Below are 21,167 nucleotides of genomic sequence, written 5' to 3'. Positions count from 1 at the left end.
TCTTTTACCGCAAACGCACATCACTGACAAATGCTGATTCATCCTCAGTTCGATCCGGTGGCCATCCACCTGGGCCCGCTGGCCATTCATTGGTACGGCCTGATGTACCTGCTGGGCTTCGCCCTGTTCCTCACCATGGGCAAATACCGCCTGAAAAACGGCAACGACGTGCTCACCGTGCCGCAGCTGGACGACATGCTGATGTACGGCGCGGTCGGCGTGGTGGTGGGCGGCCGCCTGGGCGAGGTGCTGTTTTACCAGCCCGGCTACTATTTCAGCCATCCTCTGGAAATCTTCATGGTGTGGAAAGGCGGCATGTCCTTCCACGGCGGCTTCCTCGGCGTGCTGATCGCGGTGGCGATCTACGGCCGCAAGGTGGGCCGCGGCTTCTGGCAGCTGACGGACTTCGTCGCGCCGCTGGTGCCGCTGGGCCTGGCCGCCGGCCGCGTCGGCAACTTCATCAACGGCGAGCTGTGGGGCCGCGTGGCCAGCCCGGACCTGCCATGGGCGATGCTGTTTCCGCAGGCGCGGCTGGAAGACATCGCCGAGGCGCAGCAATCGGCCGACCTGATGAACATGCTGATGCAGTACGGCGGCCTGCTGCGCCATCCGTCGCAGCTGTACGAGTTCGCGCTGGAAGGCATCGTGCTGTTCGGCGCGCTGTGGATCTACAGCGCCAAGCCGCGCGCCACCGGCAAGGTGTCGGCGCTGTTCCTGATCGGCTATGGCCTGGCCCGCTTCATCAGCGAATACTTCCGCAACCCGGATGCCGGCATCTTCGGCAAGTCCGACGTGATCAGCATGGGCCAGTGGCTGAGCCTGCCGATGATCGTGATCGGCGTGGCGCTGCTTGTCTTCTTCGGCCGGCGCAAGCAGGGCTGAGCGTTTTCGATGCGAAGGGCCGGGACATCCCGGCCTTTTTTGCGCCCGGCAAACGCGACACGCCGGCTTTAAAACAAATTCAGGAATATATAACTAATTTTTTATAATTTCTGGATATTAATTCATTCGGGTAAGATGGCGGCAATCAGCTTCACATCGGCAAACAACCCTACAAGGCTCGCCATGAAAAAGACCATTGCCCTCGCACTCGCCGTTGCCCTGACCTCCACCGCCGCCCTGGCCGACCGCCTGGACGACATCAAGAAAGCCGGCGTGCTGCGCGTCGCCGCCTTCGACAGCAATCCGCCGTTCGGCTTCCTGGACGCCAAGACCCGCCAGATTTCCGGCCTGGACGTCGACGTGGCCCAGCACATCGCCAAGAAGCTGGGCGTGAAGCTGCAGCTGATCCCGACCAACCCGGCCAACCGCGTGCCGCTCTTGGTGTCCGGCAAGGCCGACATCGTGGCCGCCAACTTCACCGTCACCGACGAGCGCAAGAAGCAGGTGGACTTCAGCCTGCCCTATTTCGCCTCCGGCCAGCAGTTCATCGTCCGCAAGGGCGCGCTGCAGAAACCGGAACAGCTGGCCGGCCTGCGGGTAGGCGTGGACAAGGGCACGACGCAGGAAGTCTACCTGCGCGACAAGTACCCGAAGACCACCGTCGTCGCTTATGACGATACCCCGCTGGCCTTCACCGCGCTGCGCAACGGCAACGTCCAGGCCATCACCCAGGACGGCTCCAAGCTGGCCGCGCTGCTGGCCAACGCGCCGGACAAGGCCAAGTACGAACTGGCGCCGTTCACGCTGACCCGCGAATTCCAGGCCATCGGCCTGCCCAAGGGCGAGACGCGGCTGACCAAGGTAGTCAACGACACGCTGCGCGAACTGGAAAAGAGCGGCGACGCGGCCAAGATCTACGACCGCTGGTTCGGCCCCAAGACCAAGGCCCCGCTGCCGCGCGATTTCAAGATCGGCGACGCGGCCTGATCCCAGGCTTGTCCCGCATCGCAACCGCCGGCTCCCCCGGCGGTTTTGCCGTTTCATGTTGTAGGAAGAAAACCGCATGACCCCACCCGCCTGGCTCGGCCACAACTGGCTGGAGCCGCACTATCTCGTCTGGCTGGGCAAGGGCGCGCTGCTGACCGGCTGGCTGTCGCTGCTGGTCATCGCCGCCGCCAGCCTGCTCGGCATCGCGCTGACCGCGCTGCAGGACGGCGCGCCGCGGCCGCTGCGGCTGGCGACGCGGCTGTTCGTCGGCCTGCACCGCAACACGCCGCTGATGGTGCAGCTGCTGCTGTGGTATTTCGGCGTGTCCGGCCTGCTGCCGGACGAAGCGAAAATCTGGCTGAACACGCCGCGCGCGCTGGCGCTGCCCTTCGGTCTGGCCCTGCCGTGGCCGTCGTTCGAATTCCTGGCCGCCTTCACCGCGCTGACGCTGTACAGCGCCGCCTTCATCAGCGGCGAACTGCAGGCCGGGCTGAACGCAGTGCCCAAGGGCCAGCGGCTGGCGGCGCGGGCGCTGGGCATGAGCGGCTGGCAGGTCTTGCGCCTGGTGGTGCTGCCGCAAGCCTGGCAGCTGGTGAAGCGGCCGCTGGTCGGCCAGTACACCGCCATCGTCAAGAACACTTCGCTGACCATGGCGATCGGCCTGGCCGAACTCTCTTACGCCTCGCGCCAGGTGGAAACCGAAACGCTGCTGGCCTTTCAATCTTTCGCCGCCGCCACCGCGCTCTACCTGGCGCTGGTGCTGATCACCCAATTGCTGGCCCAGCGGCCGGAGCCTGAATGGAGAACATTGCGATGATCCCGCCGGTGATACAGGACAATCTCGACTACCTGCTGTGGGGCAATCTGTCCGGCGGCGAGCCTGGCGGCCTGCTGCTGACCGCGGCGCTGAGCCTGGCCGCCGCGCTGCTGGCTAGCCTTCTGGGACTGGCGCTGGGCATCGCCCAGCTGATGGGCGGCCCCATGCTTCGCCGCGTCCTGACGGCGGCCACCGCGGTGCTGCGCGCCGTTCCGGTGCTGATGCTGATCTTCTGGTGCTATTTCCTGCTGCCGCTGCTGTTCGGCGTCGACATCCCCGGCCTCGCGACGGTGATCCTGGCGCTGGCGCTGATCCACTCGGCCTATCTGGGCCAGGCGGTGCTGGCCGGCCTGACGGCGGTGGGGCGCGGCCAATGGCACGCCGGGCTAGCGCTGGGCTTCTCCCGCTGGCAGACGCTGCGCTGGCTGATCCTGCCGCAGGCGCTGCGCATCATGCTGCCCTCCTTCGTCAACCAGTGGGTGTCGCTGCTGAAGGACAGCTCGCTGGCCTACATCGTCGGCGTCGCCGAGTTCACCTTCGTCGCCACCCAGGTCAACAACCGCGAGCAGGTGTATCCGCTGGAAATCTTCAGCGCCATCGCCGTCGGCTACCTGCTGCTGTGCGGCCTGCTGCAATTCGGCGGGCACTTGGCCGAGCGTCGCTGGCGGCAGCCGCGGACGCAGCCGTAGCGCTTCAAGCCGGCGGCGTTTTCCGCTAAGGTGACGCGGTTCCCTCTCCCCCCTTTCATGCCATGCATCCAAACCATGCGGCGAACGACCGCGGCTTCTGGCGCATCCTGCTGGTTTTCCTGAAACTGGGCCTGACGTCGTTCGGCGGCCCGGTCGCCCACCTCGGCTATTTCCGCGCCGAATTCGTCGAACGCCGCCGCTGGCTGCCGGAGCGCGACTACGCCGACCTGGTGGCGTTGTGCCAGTTCCTGCCCGGCCCCGCCAGCAGCCAGGTGGGCATGGCGCTGGGCATGGCGCGCGGCGGCCTGGCCGGGGCGCTGGCCGCCTGGCTGGGCTTCACGCTGCCGTCGGCGCTGCTGATGCTGCTGCTGGCGCTGGGCCTGGCGCATCACGCCCAGGCCGTGCCGCCCGGCGTCTTGCATGGACTGAAGCTGGCCGCGGTGGCGGTGGTGGCGCAGGCGGTGTGGAACATGGCGCGCCAGCTGTGTCCGGACCGGCCGCGGTTGACGCTGATGGCCATCGCCTGCTGCCTGGCCTTGCTGATCGCCGCGCGCTGGCTGCCGCTGGCCGCCATCGCGCTGGCCGGCGCCGCCGGACGCCTGTGGCTGGCCGCGCCGGCCTCAGCCGCATCCCTTGCCGACGGTTCCCCGGCGCCCAGCCGCCGCCGCGGCGCGCTGTGGCTGGCGCTGTTCTTCGCGCTGCTGGCCGGCCTGCCGCTGCTGGCCGCGGCCTGGCCCGGCTACCGGCTGGCCTTGTTCGACGCCTTCTACCGCAGCGGCGCGCTGGTGTTCGGCGGCGGCCACGTGGTGCTGCCGCTGCTGGAAGCCGCATCCGTCGCCAGCGGCTGGGTGCCCAGGGATGTCTTCCTGGCCGGCTACGGCGCCGCGCAGGCGCTGCCCGGCCCCTTGTTCGCCTTCGCCGCGTTTCTGGGCGCGGCCGGCAACGGCAGCTGGCAAAGCGGCGCGCTGGCGCTGATCGCCATCTTTCTGCCCGGCTTCCTGCTGCTGGCCGGCGCGCTGCCGTTCTGGCGCCGCTTGCGCGCCGCGCCCGGCGCCCAATCGGCGCTAGCCGGCGTCAACGCCGCGGTGGTGGGCCTGCTGCTGGCCGCGCTGTACCAGCCGGCCTGGACCAGCGCGGTGCGCGCGCCGGCCGATTTCGCCGCCGCGCTGCTGGCCCTGCTGGCGCTGACCGCGTGGCGGCTGCCGCCCTGGCTGGTGGTGGGCCTGTGCGCGGCGGCGGGTTGGCTGACGCCGTAAATGAAACAGCCCGCAGGGCGGCGGGCTGAAATGGCTGGCGCTGCGGACGATCAGTCCAGGTATTTCTTGAAGAACCGCTCCATCGCGCCGTAGGCGGCGAAACGGTTTTCCTCGTTGTGGAAGCCGTGGCCTTCGTTGTCCTTGACGATGTACTCGACATCCACGCCGCGTTGCTTCAGCGCGTCGACGATCTGGTTGGACTCGTTGATGTTGACGCGCGGATCCTTGGCCCCCTGCAGCACCAGCAGCGGCGACTGGATGCGGTCGACGTGGAACACCGGCGAGCGCTCGCGCAGCAAATCCTTGTCCTTTTCCGGATGGCCCACCATCTCGTACATCGAATCCAGGAACGGCTTCCAGTACGGCGGAATGGTCTTCATGAAAGTGAAGAGATTGGACACCCCGACGTAATCCACCGCGCAGCGGTACAGTTCCGGGGTCTTGGTGATGCCGGACAGGGTGGCGTAGCCGCCGTAGCTGCCGCCGTAAATGCACACTTTTTTCGGATCGGCCACGCCCTGTTTGACCAGCCAGTCTACGCCGTCGCTGACGTCGTCCTGCATCTTGCCGCCCCATTCCTTGAACGAAGCCTCCCAGAACTGGCGGCCGTAGCCTGTGGAGCCGCGGAAATTCATCTGCAGCACCGCCCAGCCGCGGCTGGCGAAGAACTGCACTTCCGGATTGAAGCGCCAGCTGTCGCGATACCACGGTCCGCCATGCGGATTGACGATCACCGGCAGATCCTTGGCGTCCTCCTTGCCGCGCGGCAGCGTCAGGTAGCCGTTGATGGTCAGGCCATCGCGGCTGCGGTACTGGATAGGCTTCATGCTGGCCATCTTGTCTTCCGGCAGCCAGGGCGTGATCTCGGCCAGCAGCGTCAGCTTGTCGCTCTTCTTGTCATACAGATAGCGCTTGCCCTGGGTCTTGTCGCTCCAGGCCGCCACCACGAAGCGGTCTTCGTTGCGGTTGCCGGAGGTGATGTCCACCTGGTAGCCCGGAAAATGCGCCTGCAGCCTGGCGTACAGTTCGCGCGATTGCGGATCGAAGCACTCGCGGCCCGGCTTGTCGGTTTCGAAGCCGGCGCAGGTGATCACCTTGCGCTTGTGCGAATAGTCGAGGCTGGAGACATCGACATCCTGGCGCGCGTAGATCTCCTTCGCCTCCTTGCCTGTCTTGGGATCGTATTCGACGATGGCGGCCTTGTCGCGGCCCAGGCTGCTGGCGGCGTAGAAACGCTGGTTGTCGAAAGTGAAGAACAGCGGCGAGAAGTTCTGGCGGAAATTGGTGGTCATCAGCTTGCGGAACTTGCCGCCGGGCTGGTCGCGGTACAACACGGTGTTGTTGACGCCGTCGGTTTCGATCGCGATGCGGATATTGCCCTTGTGATCGGTGATCCAGCTGGCCACCTTGCCCGGATTTTCCGCTTCCAGCGTCAGCTTGCCGGTTTGCAGGTCGATGCGGTAGACGTCGAAGATTTCCGGGTTGCGCTTGTTCAGGCTGATCAGCAGTTGCCTGTCGTTGTCGATCAGGCCATCGACGATCTCGGCGCGCACGCCGGGAAACGGCGTCAGGTCGCGGGTCTTGCCGCTTTTCAGGTCCACGCTGTACAGGTGGAAGTTTTCGTCGCCGGCATTGTCCTTGACGTAGACCAGCCTGTCGTTGCCCTTCCAGAAATAGCCGGACAGGTCGCGGTCCTTGATGGCGGTGACGCGCTTGTCGGGCTGGCCGGGACGACGCACCACGAGGTTGCGGCGCGACTCCCACGGCGACAGGAAGGCCACGCTCTTGCCGTCCGGCGACACCGTGAAGTTGCTTTGCTCGGGATTGCGGAAAAAGTCGCGCAGCGGGATGTCCGCCGCCGCCATCACGGAGCTGGACAACAGCGACGCCAGCAGCATAGTCAGGTTTTTGGTTTTCAACGCGGTTTCTTTCTTGGTGAGGACGTGGAATCCGGCCATCGCTGCGGCCTGGCGCCAAGCGCGGCATGCGCGCGGAAAAATCATGTTACCGCCAGGGCAACCCATCATCAACATGCAAATGGAATTCTTACTGATTAAAATTTTCATAGCAAAAACCACAGCAATAACGCAGGAAAAACCTCCCGTTTGACAGCCATCAAGCAGGATGGATCAGGCAATCCGAAACACGCGGCACAAGGCGTAAGCTGGCGCGATCCTCACTCCCGGAGCATACGATGAGCCGCCTCCTCCCTTCGCTGACTTTTCTCGCCGCCGCGCTGGCCAGCCTGCCCGCCGCCGCCTCGCCCGCCTCGCCCGCCGCGCCCGACTACGTCGATCCCGGCCAGTTCCTCCACTCAGCCGGCCAGCGCGTGCTGCCGCCGGATATCCCCTGGAGCGGCAACAGCCAGCAGTTCGCCGCCGCCAAAGACGACCCGTGGGCCACGCCGCTGGAAGCGTCCGGCTTCGCCCACACGCCGCCCTATCCGGAAACGCTGGCCTATCTGCAAAGGCTGGCGGCGGCGCAGCCCGGCCTGATCCAGCTGACCGAGCTACAAGAGAAAACCGGCGAGGGTCGGCCGTTCATGATTGCGGTGGCGTCCAGCAGCGCCGACAAGTCCGCCGCCGGGCTTAAGGCTTCCGGCAAGCCGACCGTCTACATCGAAGCCGGCATCCACCCGGGCGAAGCCAACGGCAAGGACGCCGGCCTGATGCTGCTGCGCGACCTCACCGTCGGCGGCACGCAACGCGCCGTGCTGGACAAGGTGAATATCCTGTTCGTTCCCACCGTCAACATCGACGGCGACGTGCGCTACGGCAAGTACGGCCGCATCAACCAGAACGGCCCCGACGAGACCGGCTGGCGCGTCAACAGCCGCAACCTCAACCTGAACCGCGACTTCGCCAAGCTGGACAGCCCGGAGATCCGCAACGTGGCGCGCGTGCTCGGCCAGTACCAGCCGGACTTCTTCATCGACACCCACAGCACCGACGGCGTCAACTACCAGTACGACGTCACTTACTGCAACAACGGCCAGGGCTGGTCGCCGGCGTCCAGCCGCTGGATGGACCAGGTGATGACGCCCTATGTCTACCGCGAGCTGCGCGCCTACGGCCACGAGCCCAACGTCTGCATCTCGATGAACGACAACGAGGACATCGGCAAGGGCTACTACCCCTACTACAGCGACCTGGCGCGCTTCTCCAACCAGTACGCCGACGCGCGCGGCATCCCCGCCATCCTGGTGGAGCTGCACGCGCTCAAGCCGTACAAGCAGCAGGTACTGGGCAATTACGCGCTGTACAAAGCCATCCTGGAAAGTGTGGCCGCCAACAAGGACAGCCTGCGCGCCGCCATCGCCCAGGACCGCGCGGCGCGGCCCAAGGACGTGACGCTGACCTGGAAAGCGGCCGACGGCCAGCCGCAGATGGTGGACTTCAAGGGTGTTAAATTCGACAAGGCGCAATCGCCGATCACCGGCGACAAGATCGTGCGCTGGAGCAACCAGCCGCAGCACTACAAGATCCCGATCACGCCGCAGTCCGAGCCCGACCTGGTCGTCGCGCGGCCCAAAGCCTACGTGGTGCCAGCCCAGTGGAAAGAAGTGATAGAAAGGCTGAAGACGCACGGCATCGCGATGAGCACGCTGGAGCAGCCGACCGCGCTCGACGTCACCGCCTATCGGCTGGATGAGGTCAAGCTGGGCACGCCGTTCGAGCCGGACCGCGAATCGGCCGACAAGATTCCCGGCTACGAAGGCCGACTGCTGATCAGCGGCAAGCCGGTGGCGATGGCGCGCAAGGTCACTTATCCGGCCGGCTCTGTCGTCATCGATCCCGATCAGCCGCTGGGCGCGCTGGCCATGGTGCTGCTGGAGCCGTCCAGCCCGGACTCTTTCCTGAGCTGGGGCTTCTTCAACGCCAACCTGACCTCGGCGGAAGCGCCGGAAGCCTACGTGATGGAGCCGATGGCGCGCCGCATGCTGGCGGAAAGCCCCGCGCTGCGCCAAGCCTTCGCCGCCAGACTCAAGGCCGACCCCAAGTTCGCCAAGGACCGCAACGCCCGGCTCAACTGGTTCTACGAGCGCACGCCGTTCGCCGACAGCAACCGCTACCTCTACCCGGTGGGGATCATCCGCTGAGCACGCTCCGGCCGCCCCCTGTGGCGGCCGGGTCTACAATGCAGGTGCCGGCGGACGGCAAGCCCGCCGGCGGCCTGACCCAACCATGATCCGCCTCCTGGAGACCCCGCGATGCAAGGCTACCAACTGTCGTTCTTCACCCAGCAGGGACACCGCCATCACGGCGTGCCGCTGGCGGAATGGATCTTGCAGGAAGCCCGCAGGCTGGGTATAGGCGGCGCCACGCGGTTCGCCGCTAGCGAGGGCTTCGGCGGCGACCGCCGCATCCACGCCGCCCGCTTCTTCGAACTGGCGGACCAGCCGGAAGAGGTGACGATGGCGCTCAGCGCGCAAGAGGCCGAGCAACTGCTGGACCGGCTGCGCGGCGAGGGCGTCAAGGTGTTCTACGTGAAGACGCCGGTGGAGTACGGCATGCTGGGAGAGAAGTAAGGCCGGGAGCGGCGACGACCGCCCCCCAGGCCTGGCGGGGTGGTCACGACGCGGAAAATCAGAACGTCACATCGAAGCCGGCGTCGGCTACCGCTGCGGCCAACTCCTCCGGCGACACCGTCGCGGCGTCGTAGGCCACCCGCGCCTGCTTGTCCTCCAGGCTCACCTGGGCGTCGCTGACGCCGGCCATGCCGCTCAGCAAGCCGGTCACGCTCTTCACGCAGCCGCCGCAGGTCATGCCGTCTATGTTCAAAATCAGTTCTGCCATGTTCATCTCCATCGTGGTAAGGGTTGATTGCAAGCTTCAGCGCCAGCGGCGCAGCAACAGCGAATTGGACACCACCGACACCGAGCTCGCCGCCATCGCCGCGCCGGCGATGACCGGGTTCAGCATGCCGACGGCCGCCAGCGGAATGCCCAGCACGTTGTAAACGAAGGCGAAGGCCAGATTCTGGCGGATCTTGGCCAGGCTGGCGCGCGACAGGCGGATGGCGTCCACCGCGTGCGCCAGGTCGCCGTGCATCAGCGTGATGTCGGCGGCGGCGATCGCCACGTCGGAGCCGGCGCCCATCGCCAGGCTGACATCGGCCGCCGCCAGCGCCGGCGCATCGTTGACGCCGTCGCCCAGCATCGCCACCTTGCCCCCCTGCCGCTGCCAGTATTTGACCACATCGGCCTTGTCTTGCGGCTTCATGCCGGCGCGCCATTCATCTATGCCGGCCTCTGCGGCGATGCTGCGCGCGGTGCTTTCATGATCGCCGGTCAGCATCACCACCTTGACGCCCAAGCCGCGCAGCGCTTTCACCGCGCCCTTTGAACTGTCCCGCAGCGGATCGGACAGCGCCAGCAGGCCCAGCGGCCTGTCGTCCAGGCTGACCGCCACCACGGTATTGCCCTCCAGCGGCCAGGCTGCCGCCTCGGACGGCAGCGCCAGTCCTATCCAGGACGGCACGCCCACCTTGACCATGCCCGCGCCCGGCAGCGCGGCCTCGACGCCGTTGCCGACATCGGCGCGGAAACGCTCGCAGGCCAGCAAAGGCAGTTCCCGCTCTTTCGCCCGCTGCAGCAAGGCGTGGGCCAGCGGATGCTCGGAGCCGGCTTCGGCGCTGGCGGCCAGCTGGATCAAGCGGTTCTCGTCGCCATCCAGTGCCAGCGCGTGGCGCAGCGTCGGCCGGCCCTCGGTCAGCGTGCCGGTCTTGTCCACCAGCAGCACGTCCACCTTGCCGGCCTGCTCCAGCGCGGCGGCGTTGCGGAACAATATGCCGCGGCGCGCGCCGTTGCCCACGCCCACCATCACCGCGGTCGGCGTGGCCAGGCCCAGCGCGCAGGGGCAGGCGATCACCAGCACCGCCACCGCGTGGATCAGCGCCTGCGCCCAGTCGCCTTCCAGCCAGCCGGTCAATAAAAAGGTCAGCAGCGCCACCGCGCTGACCGCCGGCACGAATACCGCCGAGATGCTGTCGGCCAGGCGCTGGATCGGCGCCTTGCTGCCCTGGGCCGCCGCCACCATGCGCACGATCTCGGCCAGCTGGGTGTCGCCGCCGACGCCGGTGGCGCGCACCTTGAGCATGCCATCCTGGTTGCGGGTGGCGGCGTAGACCTTGTCGCCCGCCTGCTTGGCCACCGGCCGGCTCTCGCCGGTCAGCATGCTCTCGTCCAGCCAAGCCTGGCCGTCCACCACCTCGCCGTCCACCGGAAGGCTGTCGCCGTGGCGCACCACCACCACGTCGCCGCGCCGCAGCTTGTCCACCGCCACCTCGACCAGTTCCCCATCGCGCTCGACGCGGGCGGTGCGCGGCGCCAGCTTCACCAGCGCGGCGATCGCCGCCGAGGTCTTGCCCTTGGCCCGCGCCTCCAGCAGCTTGCCCAGCAACACCAGCGTGATCACTGCCGCGCTGGCCTCGAAATACACGTGCTGGTCTTCCAGACCCAGCAGGGTCACCGCCGCCGACAGCAGCCAGGCCATGCTGGTGCCCAGCGCCACCAGCACGTCCATATTGGCGACGCCGCCGCGCAGCGCCTGCCAGGCGCCGCGGTAGAAGCGCCAGCCGATGATGAACTGCACCGGCGTCGCCAGCGCCAGCTGCCACATCCTGGGCAGCCAGCCATGGTGGCCGCCGGCGAACATCGCCGCCATCTCGACCATGAAAGGCAGCGTCAGCAGCGCCGACGCGGCGAACCACGCCAGCTCGCGGCGATAGCGCGCCGCGGCCTCCGCCCCGTCGCCGCCATTCTCGTGCGGCGAGGGCTCGAAACCGGCCTTGCGCACCGCCTCCAGCACCCGGTCGCGGTCCGTCAGCCCCGGCAGGTAATCGATACGCGCCGACTCGGCGGCGAAGTTGACGCTGGCCTCCACGCCGGGCAGCCGGCCCAGCGCCTTCTCCAGCCTCGCCGCGCAGGCGGCGCAGCTCATGCCGCCGATGTCCAGCTCCAGCGTCTGGCGCGGCACGTCGAAACCGCAGCGGACGATGGCGTCCACCAGTTGCTGCGGCTTGGTTTGGTCCGGGTCGTAGCGCAGCTGGGCGCTTTCATTGGCGAAACTGACCGCCGCCTCCACGCCGTCCATGCGGTTCAGCTGCTTCTCGATGCGAGCCGCGCAGGCGGCGCAGCTCATGCCGGCGACCGGCAGCGTCAACAGGGATTGTGTCATCGCATCCTCCTACCCTCGTTATACCCCCATGGGGTATTAAACGCAAGCGTGGAAAGCCTCGCTCCCCCTTTACCGGCGCGCTCGCCCGTGTTAACAAGATGGAAGACGACAACAACAAGGTAGTCCCATGCCCCTGAAACGCTATGGTGCCGACTGCGCATTGCTGGTGGTGGATGTGCAGAACAGTTTCTGTCCGGGCGGCGAGCTGGCCGTGCCGGGCGGAGACGAAGTGGTGCCCTTGATCAACCACCTGTCGCTGCTGTTCGAAAACGTGGTGCTGACCCAGGACTGGCATCCGGCCGGACACGTGTCGTTCGCCTCCCGCCATCCCGGCATGCAGCCCTTCCAGAGCCTGGACCTGCCCTATGGCCCGCAAACGCTGTGGCCGGACCATTGCGTCGCCGGCAGCCATGGCGCCGATTTCCACCCCGAGCTGGAGACCGAGCACGCCCGACTGATCGTGCGCAAGGGCGTCCACGCGCAGGTGGACAGCTATTCCGCCTTCGTCGAGGCCGACCGCGCCACCACCACCGGCCTGGCCGCTTACTTGAACGCTTTGGGCGTCAAAAAGGTCTGGCTGGCCGGCCTCGCCACCGACTTCTGCGTCGCCTGGAGCGCCATCGATGCCCGCGCCGCCGGCTTCGAGACTTTTGTGGTGGAAGACGCCTGCCGCGCGATCGACATGGACGGCTCGCTGGCCGAGGCCTGGATGAAGATGCGCCAAGCCGGCGTCAAGCGGTTGCGCTCCGACGAGGTGTGAGCCCGAAATGAAAACGGGGAGAACCGCTCTCCCCGTTTTGCCCTCCCCGCTAGCGGATCAAATCCAGCGCCGCTTCCAGAACCACCAACTCATGCCGGCGGAAATGCCGCCCATCGCCAGCAGCACGATGAAGTAGCCGTAGTGCCACTTCAGTTCCGGCATGTATTCGAAGTTCATGCCGTAGATGCCGGCTATCAGCGTCAGCGGCATGAAGATCATCGTGATCACCGTCAGCACCCGCATCTGCAGGTTGAGCCGGTGCGATTGGGTGGACAGATAGAGGTCCATCATGTCGCCGACCATCTCGCGGTTCATCTCCAGCGATTCCAGCACGTGGACCACGTGGTCGTAGGCGTCGCGCAGGTAGACGCGGGTATCCTCGCCGAAGCGCTCCTCGTCGCCGCGGTTCAGCGACAGCAGCACCTCGCGCAGCGGCAGCAGCGCGCGCCTGAGCTTCAGGCAATCGCGCTTCAGCCGCTGGATCTGGCGCAGCACACCGTTGTCGCGGCCGGACAGCAGCTGGCCGTCGGTACGCTCCACCTTGTCGTTGAACTGGCCGAGCACGCCGAAGTAGTCGTCGATGATGGCGTCCAGCAGCGAATAGGCGAGGTAGTCGGCGCCGCGCCTGCGCAACGCCCCTCTTCCCTTGCGCAGCCGTTCGCGCACCTGCTCGAACACGCCGGTGGGCTTCTCCTGGAACGACAGCACGAAACCGTCGCCCAGCACCAGGTACATCTGGTCGGATTGCAGCCGCCCGCCCTGCTGGTAATCGAACACGCGGCAGGCGAGGAACAGATAGTCTTCGTAATCTTCCAGCTTGGGCCGCTGGCGGGCGTTGAGGATGTCCTCCTGCACCAGCGGGTGCAGGCCGAAGCGCTCGCCTATCGCCTGAATGGCGGCGGCGTCGCCGAGGCCGTAGACGTTGAGCCACAGCACCTCGCCCTGGCGGCGGTAGCTGGCAAGATTGGCCAGCGGCAGGTCGGCCAGCTCGATCGCCTCGTCGGCGCAGAAGTCGAACAAAGACAGCTTGGTGCCCGCGTGCTTGGCCTCGCCCACCGGCAGCAGCGTCCCCGCCTGCTCGCCCAGCGTCGGCAGCCTTTCCTTCAGTTCCGGATGGCGCATGGCCGGCCTATTTCTGCACGATGTCGAGCTGGAAGCCGACATTCTTCCACTGGCTCACTTCCTGCTGGAAGCTGCTGGCCGACAGCGGGTTGGCCTCCAGCCAGTCTCCGCTCAGCGACAGCGTGAAGCCGCGCGCGTGCTGGCTCAGGTCCAGCTCGGCCGGCAGCGCGGCGTTGATGCGGCTGCGGTAGAACAGCACCGCCACGCGCAGCGCCACCACCGCCTGCCACAAGGCCGGCTGGCTGATGTATTGCGCCATCTTGCCCATGTCGCCGCGGTGGCCCAGCACGATGGCGGCCAGCGTGGCCTGCTCGCGCTTGGAGAAGCCCGGCATGTCGGCGTTCTGCAGAATGTAGGCCGAATGCTTGTGGTAGGCGGTGTGGGCGATGGTCAGGCCGATCTCGTGCAGCTTGGCCGCCCAGGACAGGCGCTTGAGCATGTCCTGGTCGACGTCCTCGCCGGCCAGCATCCGGTACAGGCGCTCGGCCAACTGGTTGACGCGCTCGGCCTGCTGCGTATCGGCGTGGTAGCGGCGCTTGAACAACGCCACCGTGCTGTCGCGCATATCCTTCTCGCGCTGGCGGCCCAAGAGATCGTAGAGCACGCCGTCGCGCAGCGCGCCCTCGGTGACGATCATCTTCTCGACTTCCAGCTCCTCGAACACCGCGATCATGATGGCGAGGCCGCCGGCCAGCACCGGCGCGCGGTCGGCCTTCAGGCCGTTGACCTTGACCGCGTCTATGCTGCCCTGCTTGATCAAGACTTCTCGCAGCTGCTCCATGCCGGCCAGCGTGATGTCGGCGCGGCTCCAGTCGTTGATCTCCAGCACGTCGCGCAGCGAGCGCGCGGTGCCGGAGGTGCCAACGGCGAGCTGCCATTCGCTGGGACGGTACTCGTGGCGGATGCGCTGGATCTCGTTGCGGGCGGCCAGCGTGGCGTCGCGGAAATTGCCGCGGGTCAGCTTGCCGTCGGGGAAGAAGCGCATCGTGTAGCTGACGCAGCCCAGCGGCAAGCTTTCGGTGACCAGCGCCTTGTAATGGCTGCCGATGATGAATTCGGTGGAGCCGCCGCCGATGTCCACCACCATCCGGCGCTCCTTGGTGTCCGGCAGCGAGTGGGCGGCGCCCAGGTAGATCAGCCGCGCCTCTTCGCGTCCGGCGATCACTTCGATCGGGAAGCCCAGCCGCTCTTCGGCCTCGGCGATGAAGGCTGGCGCGTTCCTGGCCACGCGCAGCGTGTTGGTGCCGACCACGCGCACCTGGGCCGGCACGAAGCCGCGCAGCCGCTCGCCGAAGCGGGCCAGGCAAGCCAGCGCGCGCTCTTGGGTGTCGTCGTTCAGATGTTTGTCTGCGGTGAGGCCGGCGCCCAGGCGCACGGTTTCTTTCATCACGTCCAGGGCGTACAGCTGGTCGTCCACCACGCGGGACACTTGCAGCCGGAAGCTGTTGGAACCCAGATCGATGGTGGCCAGCACGGTGTGCGGGGGCGTGGCGTGTGTCAAGGACACCCCTTTTCTTGTTCGGTTGCGCCCGCGGGGCCGCAGCGGAGCGAACAACGCCCGGCGCGCCCGGCAAGCAAAATGGCGGTAACCGCGAGATGTTACCGCCATTTTGCGCTCAGCGTCATGTCCGGACCGCGCCGCTCAGCGCCCCATGGTTTCGCGCTTGATGTCTTCCAGCGTGGTGTGGCGGATGTCCTTGCCCTTGACCAGGTAGACCACGTATTCGGAGATGTTCTTGGCATGGTCGCCGATGCGCTCGATCGCCTTGGAGATGAACAGCGTGTCGATCGACATGCTGATGGTGCGCGGGTCTTCCATCATGAAGGTGATCAGCTGGCGCAGCTCGGACGCGAAATTCTCGTCCAGCCGCTGGTCTTCCTCGGCCAGCTCCAGCGCGGCGCTGGTGTCCAGCCGTGCGAAGGCGTCCAGCGCGCGGCGCAGCATCGCCAGCGCCACGTCGGCCATCTTTTCGATTTCGCGGAAGCGCGGCATCTGGAAGCGTTCGGACTGGTGGATGGTCTTGCCCATCCGCGCGATCTTGGCCGCCTCGTCGCCGATGCGCTCCAGATCGGTGATGATCTTGATCACGGTGAAGACGATGCGCAGATCGCTGGCGGCCGGCTGGCGGCGGGCGATGATGTGCAGGCAGTCGTCGTCGATGCCGACTTCCATCGCGTTGACCAGCGCGTCCTCGGCCATCACCTTGTCCAGGCGCGGCACGTCGCCGGCCATCAGGGCATCGACGGCGGACAGGATCTGCTGCTCCACCAGGCCGCCCATCTGCAGCACACGGGTACGGATGGTTTCCAGCTCCAGATCGAACTGCTTGGAAATGTGTTCTGCCATGTTTGCCTCGGGAATCTCGCGAAAATGGTAAATTGTAAGACAAGCAGATGACAGCCGCGTGACATGCCATCTTCGCCCGGCCGCGTCCAGCCGGCCGGGACGGACAGGATTCGCCTCAGCGCAGCACTTCCACGCCGCTCTGCTTGCCCAACACCAGCACGTCGGCGCGGCGGCGGGCGAACAGGCCGCAGGTGACGACGCCGGCGATGTGGTTGATGACTTCCTCCAGCTCCACCGGCTTCATGATCTGCAGGCCGTGCACGTCCAGGATCACGTTGCCGTTGTCGGTGGTCACGCCCTGGCGCAGCTCCGGATGGCCGCCCAGACGCACCAGCTCGCGCGCGACATAGCTGCGCGCCATCGGAATCACCTCGATCGGCAGCGGGAAGGTGCCCAGCATGGCCACGTACTTCAGCTCGTCGGCGATGCAGATGAACTCGTCGGCCACGCCGGCGACGATCTTCTCGCGCGTCAGCGCCGCGCCGCCGCCCTTGATCATGTGCAGGTGGTGGTTGATCTCGTCGGCGCCGTCGATATACACCGGCAGCTTCTCCACCTCGTTCAGGTCGAACACCGGGATGTGATGCGCCTTCAGCCGGGCGGTGGAGGCCTCGGAGCTGGACACCGCACCCTTGATGCGCCCCTTGATGCCGGCCAGTTCCTCGATGAACAGATTGACGGTGCTGCCGGTGCCCACGCCGATGATGGCGTCTTCCGGCACGAATTCCAGCGCCTTCTTGGCGACGGCGAGTTTCAGTTGATCCTGGGTCAGCATGATGGGGCCTCCTGGTTGGTGTTGTGCCGCCCATGCCCGGCATGAGCGATGATGCGCGATTATCCCACAAGCGGACTGCGCCGGCATGACGCCTGGCCGCTGGTCCAAAATCTTGCGGAGCAAGTTGATCATCCTGCTGGCCCGGGGCTCGGCCAGGCAGGCCATTCAAGCCGCGCGGCGCGGAGACCCGGCGCAGGACCAGTATTTTTGGCAGCGGCGCTAGACTGGCATCAGCAGGCAGACGGCCTGCGCCTCTATCGCCTCGCAGCGGCCCAGATAGCCCAGCTTTTCGTTGGTCTTGCCCTTGACGTTGACCGCGCCGACATCCAGCCCCAGATCGGCGGCGATATTGGCGCGCATCGCGTCGATGTGCGGCGCCAGCTTAGGCTTTTGCGCGATCAGCGTGCTGTCCACGTTGACCGGCCGCCAGCCGGCCGCCCGCACCCGCGCCGCCGCCTCGCGCAGCAGCGCGCGGCTGTCGGCGCCCTTGAACTCGGCGGCGGTGTCGGGAAAATGGCGGCCGATGTCGCCCAGCGCGGCCGCCCCCAGCAGCGCGTCGGTGATCGCGTGCAGCAGCGCGTCGGCGTCCGAGTGGCCGAGCAGGCCCTTGTCGTGCGGGACGTCCACCCCGCCCAGGATCAGCGGGCGGCCTGCCACCAATTGGTGCACGTCGTAGCCTTGTCCGATGCGAAACATGTTCTTCCTTGCTGTTCAGTAGTCTTCGCGCGCGGCCAGGATGGCGCGGGCCAGCGCCAGATCGCGCGGATAGGTGACCTTGAAATTCTGCGCGTCGCCCTCCACCAGCAGCGGCTTCAGCCCCAGGCGCTCGACGGCGGCCGCCTCGTCGGTGATGTCCTCTGCCGCCACGCCGCGCAGCGCGTTCTCCAGCACCCCGGCGCGGAACATCTGCGGCGTCTGCGCCAGCCACAGGCCGTTGCGCGGCACGGTGGCGGCGACATGGCAGTCGGCGTCGGCGCGCTTGACGGTGTCCGGCACCGGCAGCGCCAGCAGGCCGCCCACCTCATGGCCGGACAAGGCGGCGATCAGGCGCTCCACCGCCGCCACCGACAGACAGCAGCGCGCAGCGTCGTGCACCAGCACCCAGTCGTCCTCGGCGCAGGCGAGCGCGGCCAGTCCGTTGGCCACGCTTTCGGCGCGGCTGGCGCCGCCGACTCGGCGCACCGACAGCTTGGGCAGATCCCAGTCGAAGCCGTCGAACCATTCGTCTTGCGGCGACACCACCACCGCCACTTCGTCCACGCCCGGCACCGCCGCCAGCGTGGCCAGCGTGTGCCACATCAGCGGCTTGCCGTTCAATTGCAGATATTGCTTGGGGCTGGGCGCGCCGAAGCGGCTGCCGGAGCCCGCCGCGGGCACCAGCGCGATCATTCTGGCCATCGCCTCAATCCCCCGCTTGCGCCGGTTGTTCCAGGCCGCGCCAGACGCAGGCGCCCTTCACCGTCTTGTCCAACACATCCAGATAAGCCTGGTGCTCGGCCTCTTCGGCCTCGCTGGCGGCCAGCACTTTCAGCGGCTTGCGCTCGAACTGGATGGCGCCGGCGTCGCCGGGCAGCTCCACCTCGATGTCCATCGCCAGGCTTTCCTGGCCGCGCGTCATCCATAGATAGACTTCGGACAGCAGCTCGCAGTCCACCAGCGCGCCGTGCAGCGTCCGGTTGGAGCGGTCGATCTCGAAACGGTCGCACAAGGCGTCCAGGCTGTTGCGCTTGCCGGGGAACATGTCGCGCGCTTCGCGCAGCGTGTCGATCACGTTGGCGCACAGCTTGTCGATCGGCTCGATGCCGATCTTGGCGAACTCGGCGTTGAGGAAGCCGACGTCGAAAGGCGCGTTGTGGATGATCAGCTCGGCGCCGCGCAGAAAATCGGCGATTTCCTGCCCCACCTTGGAGAACACCGGCTTGCCGTCCAGGAACTCCAGCGAAATGCCGTGCACGCGCTGGGCATCGGGATCGATCTCCCGCTGCGGATGGATGTAAAGATGCAGGTGCTTGCCGGTCAGCTTGCGGCCGACCATTTCCAGGCCGGCGAATTCGATGATGCGGTGGCCCTGCTGCGGATCGAGACCGGTGGTTTCGGTATCGAGAATGATCATTCGGTTGGACGTCAAATGTAAATTCCAATCTATCCAATGCATACGCAACCGTCTCATTCTACCACTTGCGATGGCTGTCCATCTCGCCGCGTCTGGGCGAGGCGCGGTTCCCCGCCGCAGAAGCTTGCGCGGAGGGCGCCCGGTCCAGCCGGCTGGCGACCGCGACGGCGGCGCGATCCTGACGGATCACGTTGGCGCCAGCTTGTCCGCCTGCGCGGCGGCTCATCGGTCCGTCTCGAAATCCCGCCCGAATCGATCAATAAAAGACAATTTATTCTAGCACAAACCTTTTCCCGCCGATGAGCTGACAGAAAGAACAGCTAGCATATTGTCCGGCCCTGCCTTTCAATAGGCGCCACGTTTCGGTACAAAACAAATTGGACGAGCCGACATTAAGAAAATCCAGGCTACGCCATAAATAAACAGCACCGTTAATCTATTTTGAAACTCAATCCATCCACTGTTCGATCAATAGACCACTACGTCAGATTCCAATATCGATCGGCACATTCCAAAGACATATCAATGACTGGATCCACTCTCCCGGACCATGCCATGAAAAGAACGACCTCGCTCGACAAAGGCCTGTCCTCCGCCCCATTGCGCGGCGGCAGCGAGTTGATTCGCCAGATTTCCGGCAGTCCGCAGCTGACCACCTATATTCAGAAATTGCCTGCCTATACGCTGAACAAACTGATAGAGACGGTGGGGCTGGAGGACTGCCAGGAAATATTGGCCCTGGTCAGCGAGGAGCAATTGAAGGAGGTTCTCGATATCTCTCTCTGGCATGGCCAGGGGCTGGGCCAAAGGGAAGAACTGGACATCGACCAGTTCATGCGCTGGATCGAAACGTTGCGCGAAGACGAAGACAGGCTGGCGCCCCGCCTGATCGCCCTCGGCGAGGACTTCATCGTGGTATGCCTGGCTAGGCTGATATCGGTCGTCGACAGGACGATCGCGACGCCGGAAGACGACGGAGGCATCTCCATCGACAACTATCAGGTCTTCCCCAAGATCGAAAAGCACTGGCACGTCGTTGTCGAGATGCTGCTGAATCTGTCGCGGCATGCCACCGAATTCCTGCTCCGCGCGCTCGAGAGGTGCAACTTCACCCCCAGCGTCAGCCGGCAGAGCCAGGAGGAGGACGGAGAGGAGACCGCGCTGCTGGAAGAGGATCTCACCGGCGATCGCGTCGCCGCGCGCTCGGCCTCCGGCTACGTGGATCCGGTCAGCGCGACGCTGTTCCTGATGTCGACGAAGACACAGCCGCTGGAATCATTGCTCGACCAACGGCGCTACGACGTCAACACGGCTGACTTCCTCTGGAAGCAGCGCCAGCGGCTGGCGCAGACGTTCAGCGAGCGGCCTGCCGATGCGCGACGCCCGCCTCTGCTGCCGGCGGCCGAAAGCCCGATGTCCGGGCAATCGCAAGCCGGTGAAACGGAAAACCGCGAAGCGTTCGCGGCGCTGGACGCCATCCTTCGGAATGCCGGGGTGTTCGCGCCCGCGCAATCGGAAACGCGGCTGCTGACAAGCGAGGCCGGGCAGCAAGGTTCGCCCGCCTCCTCCTTGCTGAACACGGCGCTATCGCGCCTTCCGGCCGACATCGCCTCCAACAGGATGGCGGAGCTGGCCTACCTGTCCAATATCATGATGTCGGGCGCCACCATCCAGGGGAAGGTGATCAATGAAGCGGAAGCGGCCCAGATAGTCGGCGCGACCAGCAATCTCGGCGCATGCTACCTAGCCGGGACATCGGACGAGGACGCCGCCGGCGCCATCGTCCGGCTGCAGCACGATCTGGAGAAAGAACCTGGCATCGTGCGACTGTTCCAGATCGGTTATCAGCTGCTTTGCTCGATTCCGGTCCGCTGCGCCGAAGCCATCATCCGCTCCGCGCCGCAACAACAACCGTTGCTGGACGAGTTCGAGTTCGAGTACGAGGAAGAAATCGCCGCGCCGTACGAGATCATGCAACTGATAAGGGAAAACCGGTACAGCGAAGCGAAAATGCTGACGGACAATCTGGCGGTCGAATTTCACGGTTCAACCATCGCCGCCCTGCGAACGCTGATCGACGCGACCCCCTGCTTTCCCCATGTGCTCGAAGCCCAGGCGGGGTCCCAAAACATCTATGTGAAGAAAGGCTATCGCCATATTTCCACGATGGAGGACATCGCGAAAATCCACGCCTTCCTGAAACGGTTGTAAGCCGGAAAAAACCCGGGAAGCTTCCCTGGG

Annotated in this window: 19 protein-coding genes; 9 read left to right on the top strand and 10 right to left on the bottom strand. The window is 65.9% G+C overall.

The genetic code is table 11. The features are described from left to right. The first annotated feature begins 30 nt into the window (after positions 1 to 30). From lgt to chrA, 5 genes are all read left to right on the top strand, one after another. A complete protein-coding gene (gene lgt, locus ACY3GB_RS19845; protein ID WP_463090250.1) occupies positions 31 to 882 on the top strand; it encodes a prolipoprotein diacylglyceryl transferase in 852 nt (283 codons plus the stop codon). Positions 883 to 1,065: 183 nt separating this feature from the next. Next, entirely contained in the window at positions 1,066 to 1,869 is an 804-nt protein-coding gene (locus ACY3GB_RS19840) for an ABC transporter substrate-binding protein (RefSeq protein ID WP_463090249.1), read from the top strand. 76 nt (positions 1,870 to 1,945) lie between these two features. Further along, the gene (locus ACY3GB_RS19835; RefSeq protein ID WP_463090248.1) at positions 1,946 to 2,686 is read left to right on the top strand and encodes an amino acid ABC transporter permease; all 741 of its coding nucleotides are present in this window, start codon (positions 1,946 to 1,948) and stop codon (positions 2,684 to 2,686) included. After that, positions 2,668 to 3,375: an amino acid ABC transporter permease gene (locus ACY3GB_RS19830; protein ID WP_463090247.1), complete on the top strand. Its 708-nt coding sequence runs from the start codon at positions 2,668 to 2,670 to the stop codon at positions 3,373 to 3,375. The genes ACY3GB_RS19835 and ACY3GB_RS19830 overlap by 19 nt, the downstream gene beginning before the upstream one ends. Before the next feature lie 62 nt (positions 3,376 to 3,437). Beyond that, entirely contained in the window at positions 3,438 to 4,631 is a 1,194-nt protein-coding gene (chrA, locus tag ACY3GB_RS19825) for a chromate efflux transporter (RefSeq protein WP_463090246.1), read from the top strand. Between the two features lie 50 nt (positions 4,632 to 4,681). Here chrA and ACY3GB_RS19820 read toward each other — a convergent pair whose 3' ends face one another. Continuing rightward, positions 4,682 to 6,550 (bottom strand): S9 family peptidase, encoded by a 1,869-nt coding sequence (locus ACY3GB_RS19820; protein ID WP_463090245.1) that lies wholly within the window; start codon positions 6,548 to 6,550, stop codon positions 4,682 to 4,684. 275 nt (positions 6,551 to 6,825) lie between these two features. On the opposite strand from ACY3GB_RS19820, the gene ACY3GB_RS19815 reads away from it, so the two are divergent. Together ACY3GB_RS19815 and ACY3GB_RS19810 are read left to right on the top strand one after the other, a co-directional pair. Continuing rightward, positions 6,826 to 8,730, top strand: a complete 1,905-nt coding sequence (locus ACY3GB_RS19815) for a M14 family metallopeptidase (RefSeq protein ID WP_463090244.1) — start codon at positions 6,826 to 6,828, stop codon at positions 8,728 to 8,730. 111 nt (positions 8,731 to 8,841) lie between these two features. After that, the gene (locus tag ACY3GB_RS19810) at positions 8,842 to 9,159 is read left to right on the top strand and encodes a DUF190 domain-containing protein (protein ID WP_463090243.1); all 318 of its coding nucleotides are present in this window, start codon (positions 8,842 to 8,844) and stop codon (positions 9,157 to 9,159) included. A 58-nt stretch (positions 9,160 to 9,217) separates the two neighbouring features. On the opposite strand, the gene ACY3GB_RS19805 is transcribed toward ACY3GB_RS19810, so the two are convergent. Both ACY3GB_RS19805 and ACY3GB_RS19800 read right to left on the bottom strand, forming a co-directional pair. After that, positions 9,218 to 9,427, bottom strand: a complete 210-nt coding sequence (locus ACY3GB_RS19805) for a heavy-metal-associated domain-containing protein (protein WP_046157292.1) — start codon at positions 9,425 to 9,427, stop codon at positions 9,218 to 9,220. 36 nt (positions 9,428 to 9,463) lie between these two features. Next, on the bottom strand, positions 9,464 to 11,809 hold the full coding sequence (locus tag ACY3GB_RS19800; RefSeq protein ID WP_463090242.1) for a heavy metal translocating P-type ATPase: 2,346 nt from the start codon (positions 11,807 to 11,809) through the stop codon (positions 9,464 to 9,466). A 127-nt stretch (positions 11,810 to 11,936) separates the two neighbouring features. Between ACY3GB_RS19800 and pncA the strand changes: the two genes are divergently transcribed. Further along, positions 11,937 to 12,569 (top strand): bifunctional nicotinamidase/pyrazinamidase, encoded by a 633-nt coding sequence (gene pncA / locus ACY3GB_RS19795; protein WP_168227234.1) that lies wholly within the window; start codon positions 11,937 to 11,939, stop codon positions 12,567 to 12,569. Between the two features lie 57 nt (positions 12,570 to 12,626). On the opposite strand, the gene corA is transcribed toward pncA, so the two are convergent. The 7 genes from corA to dnaQ all read right to left on the bottom strand — a co-directional run bounded on the left by corA (position 12,627) and on the right by dnaQ (position 18,926). Then, positions 12,627 to 13,691, bottom strand: coding sequence for a magnesium/cobalt transporter CorA (gene corA, locus ACY3GB_RS19790; RefSeq protein WP_463090241.1), 1,065 nt, complete (start codon positions 13,689 to 13,691; stop codon positions 12,627 to 12,629). Between the two features lie 7 nt (positions 13,692 to 13,698). Continuing rightward, complete coding sequence (gene ppx, locus ACY3GB_RS19785; RefSeq protein WP_463090963.1) at positions 13,699 to 15,192, bottom strand: exopolyphosphatase; 1,494 nt, start codon at positions 15,190 to 15,192, stop codon at positions 13,699 to 13,701. 141 nt (positions 15,193 to 15,333) lie between these two features. Then, the gene (phoU, locus tag ACY3GB_RS19780) at positions 15,334 to 16,038 is read right to left on the bottom strand and encodes a phosphate signaling complex protein PhoU (protein WP_021476968.1); all 705 of its coding nucleotides are present in this window, start codon (positions 16,036 to 16,038) and stop codon (positions 15,334 to 15,336) included. Positions 16,039 to 16,153: 115 nt separating this feature from the next. After that, the gene (gene rpiA, locus ACY3GB_RS19775; RefSeq protein ID WP_463090240.1) at positions 16,154 to 16,813 is read right to left on the bottom strand and encodes a ribose-5-phosphate isomerase RpiA; all 660 of its coding nucleotides are present in this window, start codon (positions 16,811 to 16,813) and stop codon (positions 16,154 to 16,156) included. Between the two features lie 219 nt (positions 16,814 to 17,032). Beyond that, the gene (ispF, locus tag ACY3GB_RS19770) at positions 17,033 to 17,509 is read right to left on the bottom strand and encodes a 2-C-methyl-D-erythritol 2,4-cyclodiphosphate synthase (protein WP_463090238.1); all 477 of its coding nucleotides are present in this window, start codon (positions 17,507 to 17,509) and stop codon (positions 17,033 to 17,035) included. 15 nt (positions 17,510 to 17,524) lie between these two features. Further along, complete coding sequence (ispD, locus tag ACY3GB_RS19765) at positions 17,525 to 18,211, bottom strand: 2-C-methyl-D-erythritol 4-phosphate cytidylyltransferase (RefSeq protein WP_463090237.1); 687 nt, start codon at positions 18,209 to 18,211, stop codon at positions 17,525 to 17,527. Between the two features lie 4 nt (positions 18,212 to 18,215). After that, positions 18,216 to 18,926: a DNA polymerase III subunit epsilon gene (gene dnaQ / locus ACY3GB_RS19760; RefSeq protein WP_463090962.1), complete on the bottom strand. Its 711-nt coding sequence runs from the start codon at positions 18,924 to 18,926 to the stop codon at positions 18,216 to 18,218. 555 nt (positions 18,927 to 19,481) lie between these two features. Between dnaQ and ACY3GB_RS19755 the strand changes: the two genes are divergently transcribed. Continuing rightward, a complete protein-coding gene (locus ACY3GB_RS19755) occupies positions 19,482 to 21,137 on the top strand; it encodes a DUF6178 family protein (protein ID WP_463090236.1) in 1,656 nt (551 codons plus the stop codon). The last annotated feature ends 30 nt before the right edge of the window (positions 21,138 to 21,167 follow it).

The organism is Chromobacterium sp. Ag138 (assembly GCF_055181315.1).
Note: the sequence above shows the minus strand (reverse complement) of the source record. Positions and strands in the feature narration are given on the sequence as shown.

Excerpts from the sequence above, each read along its gene's own strand:
- corA (WP_463090241.1), bottom strand. The coding sequence starts at position 13,691 with ATGCGCCATCCGGAACTGAAGGAAAGGCTGCCGACGCTGGGCGAGCAG.
- ispF (WP_463090238.1), bottom strand. The coding sequence starts at position 17,509 with ATGTTTCGCATCGGACAAGGCTACGACGTGCACCAATTGGTGGCAGGC.
- chrA (WP_463090246.1), top strand. The coding sequence starts at position 3,438 with ATGCATCCAAACCATGCGGCGAACGACCGCGGCTTCTGGCGCATCCTG.
- ACY3GB_RS19755 (WP_463090236.1), top strand. The coding sequence starts at position 19,482 with ATGAAAAGAACGACCTCGCTCGACAAAGGCCTGTCCTCCGCCCCATTG.
- ACY3GB_RS19835 (WP_463090248.1), top strand. The coding sequence starts at position 1,946 with ATGACCCCACCCGCCTGGCTCGGCCACAACTGGCTGGAGCCGCACTAT.
- lgt (WP_463090250.1), top strand. The coding sequence starts at position 31 with ATGCTGATTCATCCTCAGTTCGATCCGGTGGCCATCCACCTGGGCCCG.
- ACY3GB_RS19815 (WP_463090244.1), top strand. The coding sequence starts at position 6,826 with ATGAGCCGCCTCCTCCCTTCGCTGACTTTTCTCGCCGCCGCGCTGGCC.
- rpiA (WP_463090240.1), bottom strand. The coding sequence starts at position 16,813 with ATGCTGACCCAGGATCAACTGAAACTCGCCGTCGCCAAGAAGGCGCTG.
- ACY3GB_RS19805 (WP_046157292.1), bottom strand. The coding sequence starts at position 9,427 with ATGGCAGAACTGATTTTGAACATAGACGGCATGACCTGCGGCGGCTGC.
- dnaQ (WP_463090962.1), bottom strand. The coding sequence starts at position 18,926 with ATGATCATTCTCGATACCGAAACCACCGGTCTCGATCCGCAGCAGGGC.
- ispD (WP_463090237.1), bottom strand. The coding sequence starts at position 18,211 with ATGGCCAGAATGATCGCGCTGGTGCCCGCGGCGGGCTCCGGCAGCCGC.
- pncA (WP_168227234.1), top strand. The coding sequence starts at position 11,937 with ATGCCCCTGAAACGCTATGGTGCCGACTGCGCATTGCTGGTGGTGGAT.
- ACY3GB_RS19810 (WP_463090243.1), top strand. The coding sequence starts at position 8,842 with ATGCAAGGCTACCAACTGTCGTTCTTCACCCAGCAGGGACACCGCCAT.
- ACY3GB_RS19840 (WP_463090249.1), top strand. The coding sequence starts at position 1,066 with ATGAAAAAGACCATTGCCCTCGCACTCGCCGTTGCCCTGACCTCCACC.
- ACY3GB_RS19800 (WP_463090242.1), bottom strand. The coding sequence starts at position 11,809 with ATGACACAATCCCTGTTGACGCTGCCGGTCGCCGGCATGAGCTGCGCC.
- ACY3GB_RS19830 (WP_463090247.1), top strand. The coding sequence starts at position 2,668 with ATGGAGAACATTGCGATGATCCCGCCGGTGATACAGGACAATCTCGAC.
- phoU (WP_021476968.1), bottom strand. The coding sequence starts at position 16,038 with ATGGCAGAACACATTTCCAAGCAGTTCGATCTGGAGCTGGAAACCATC.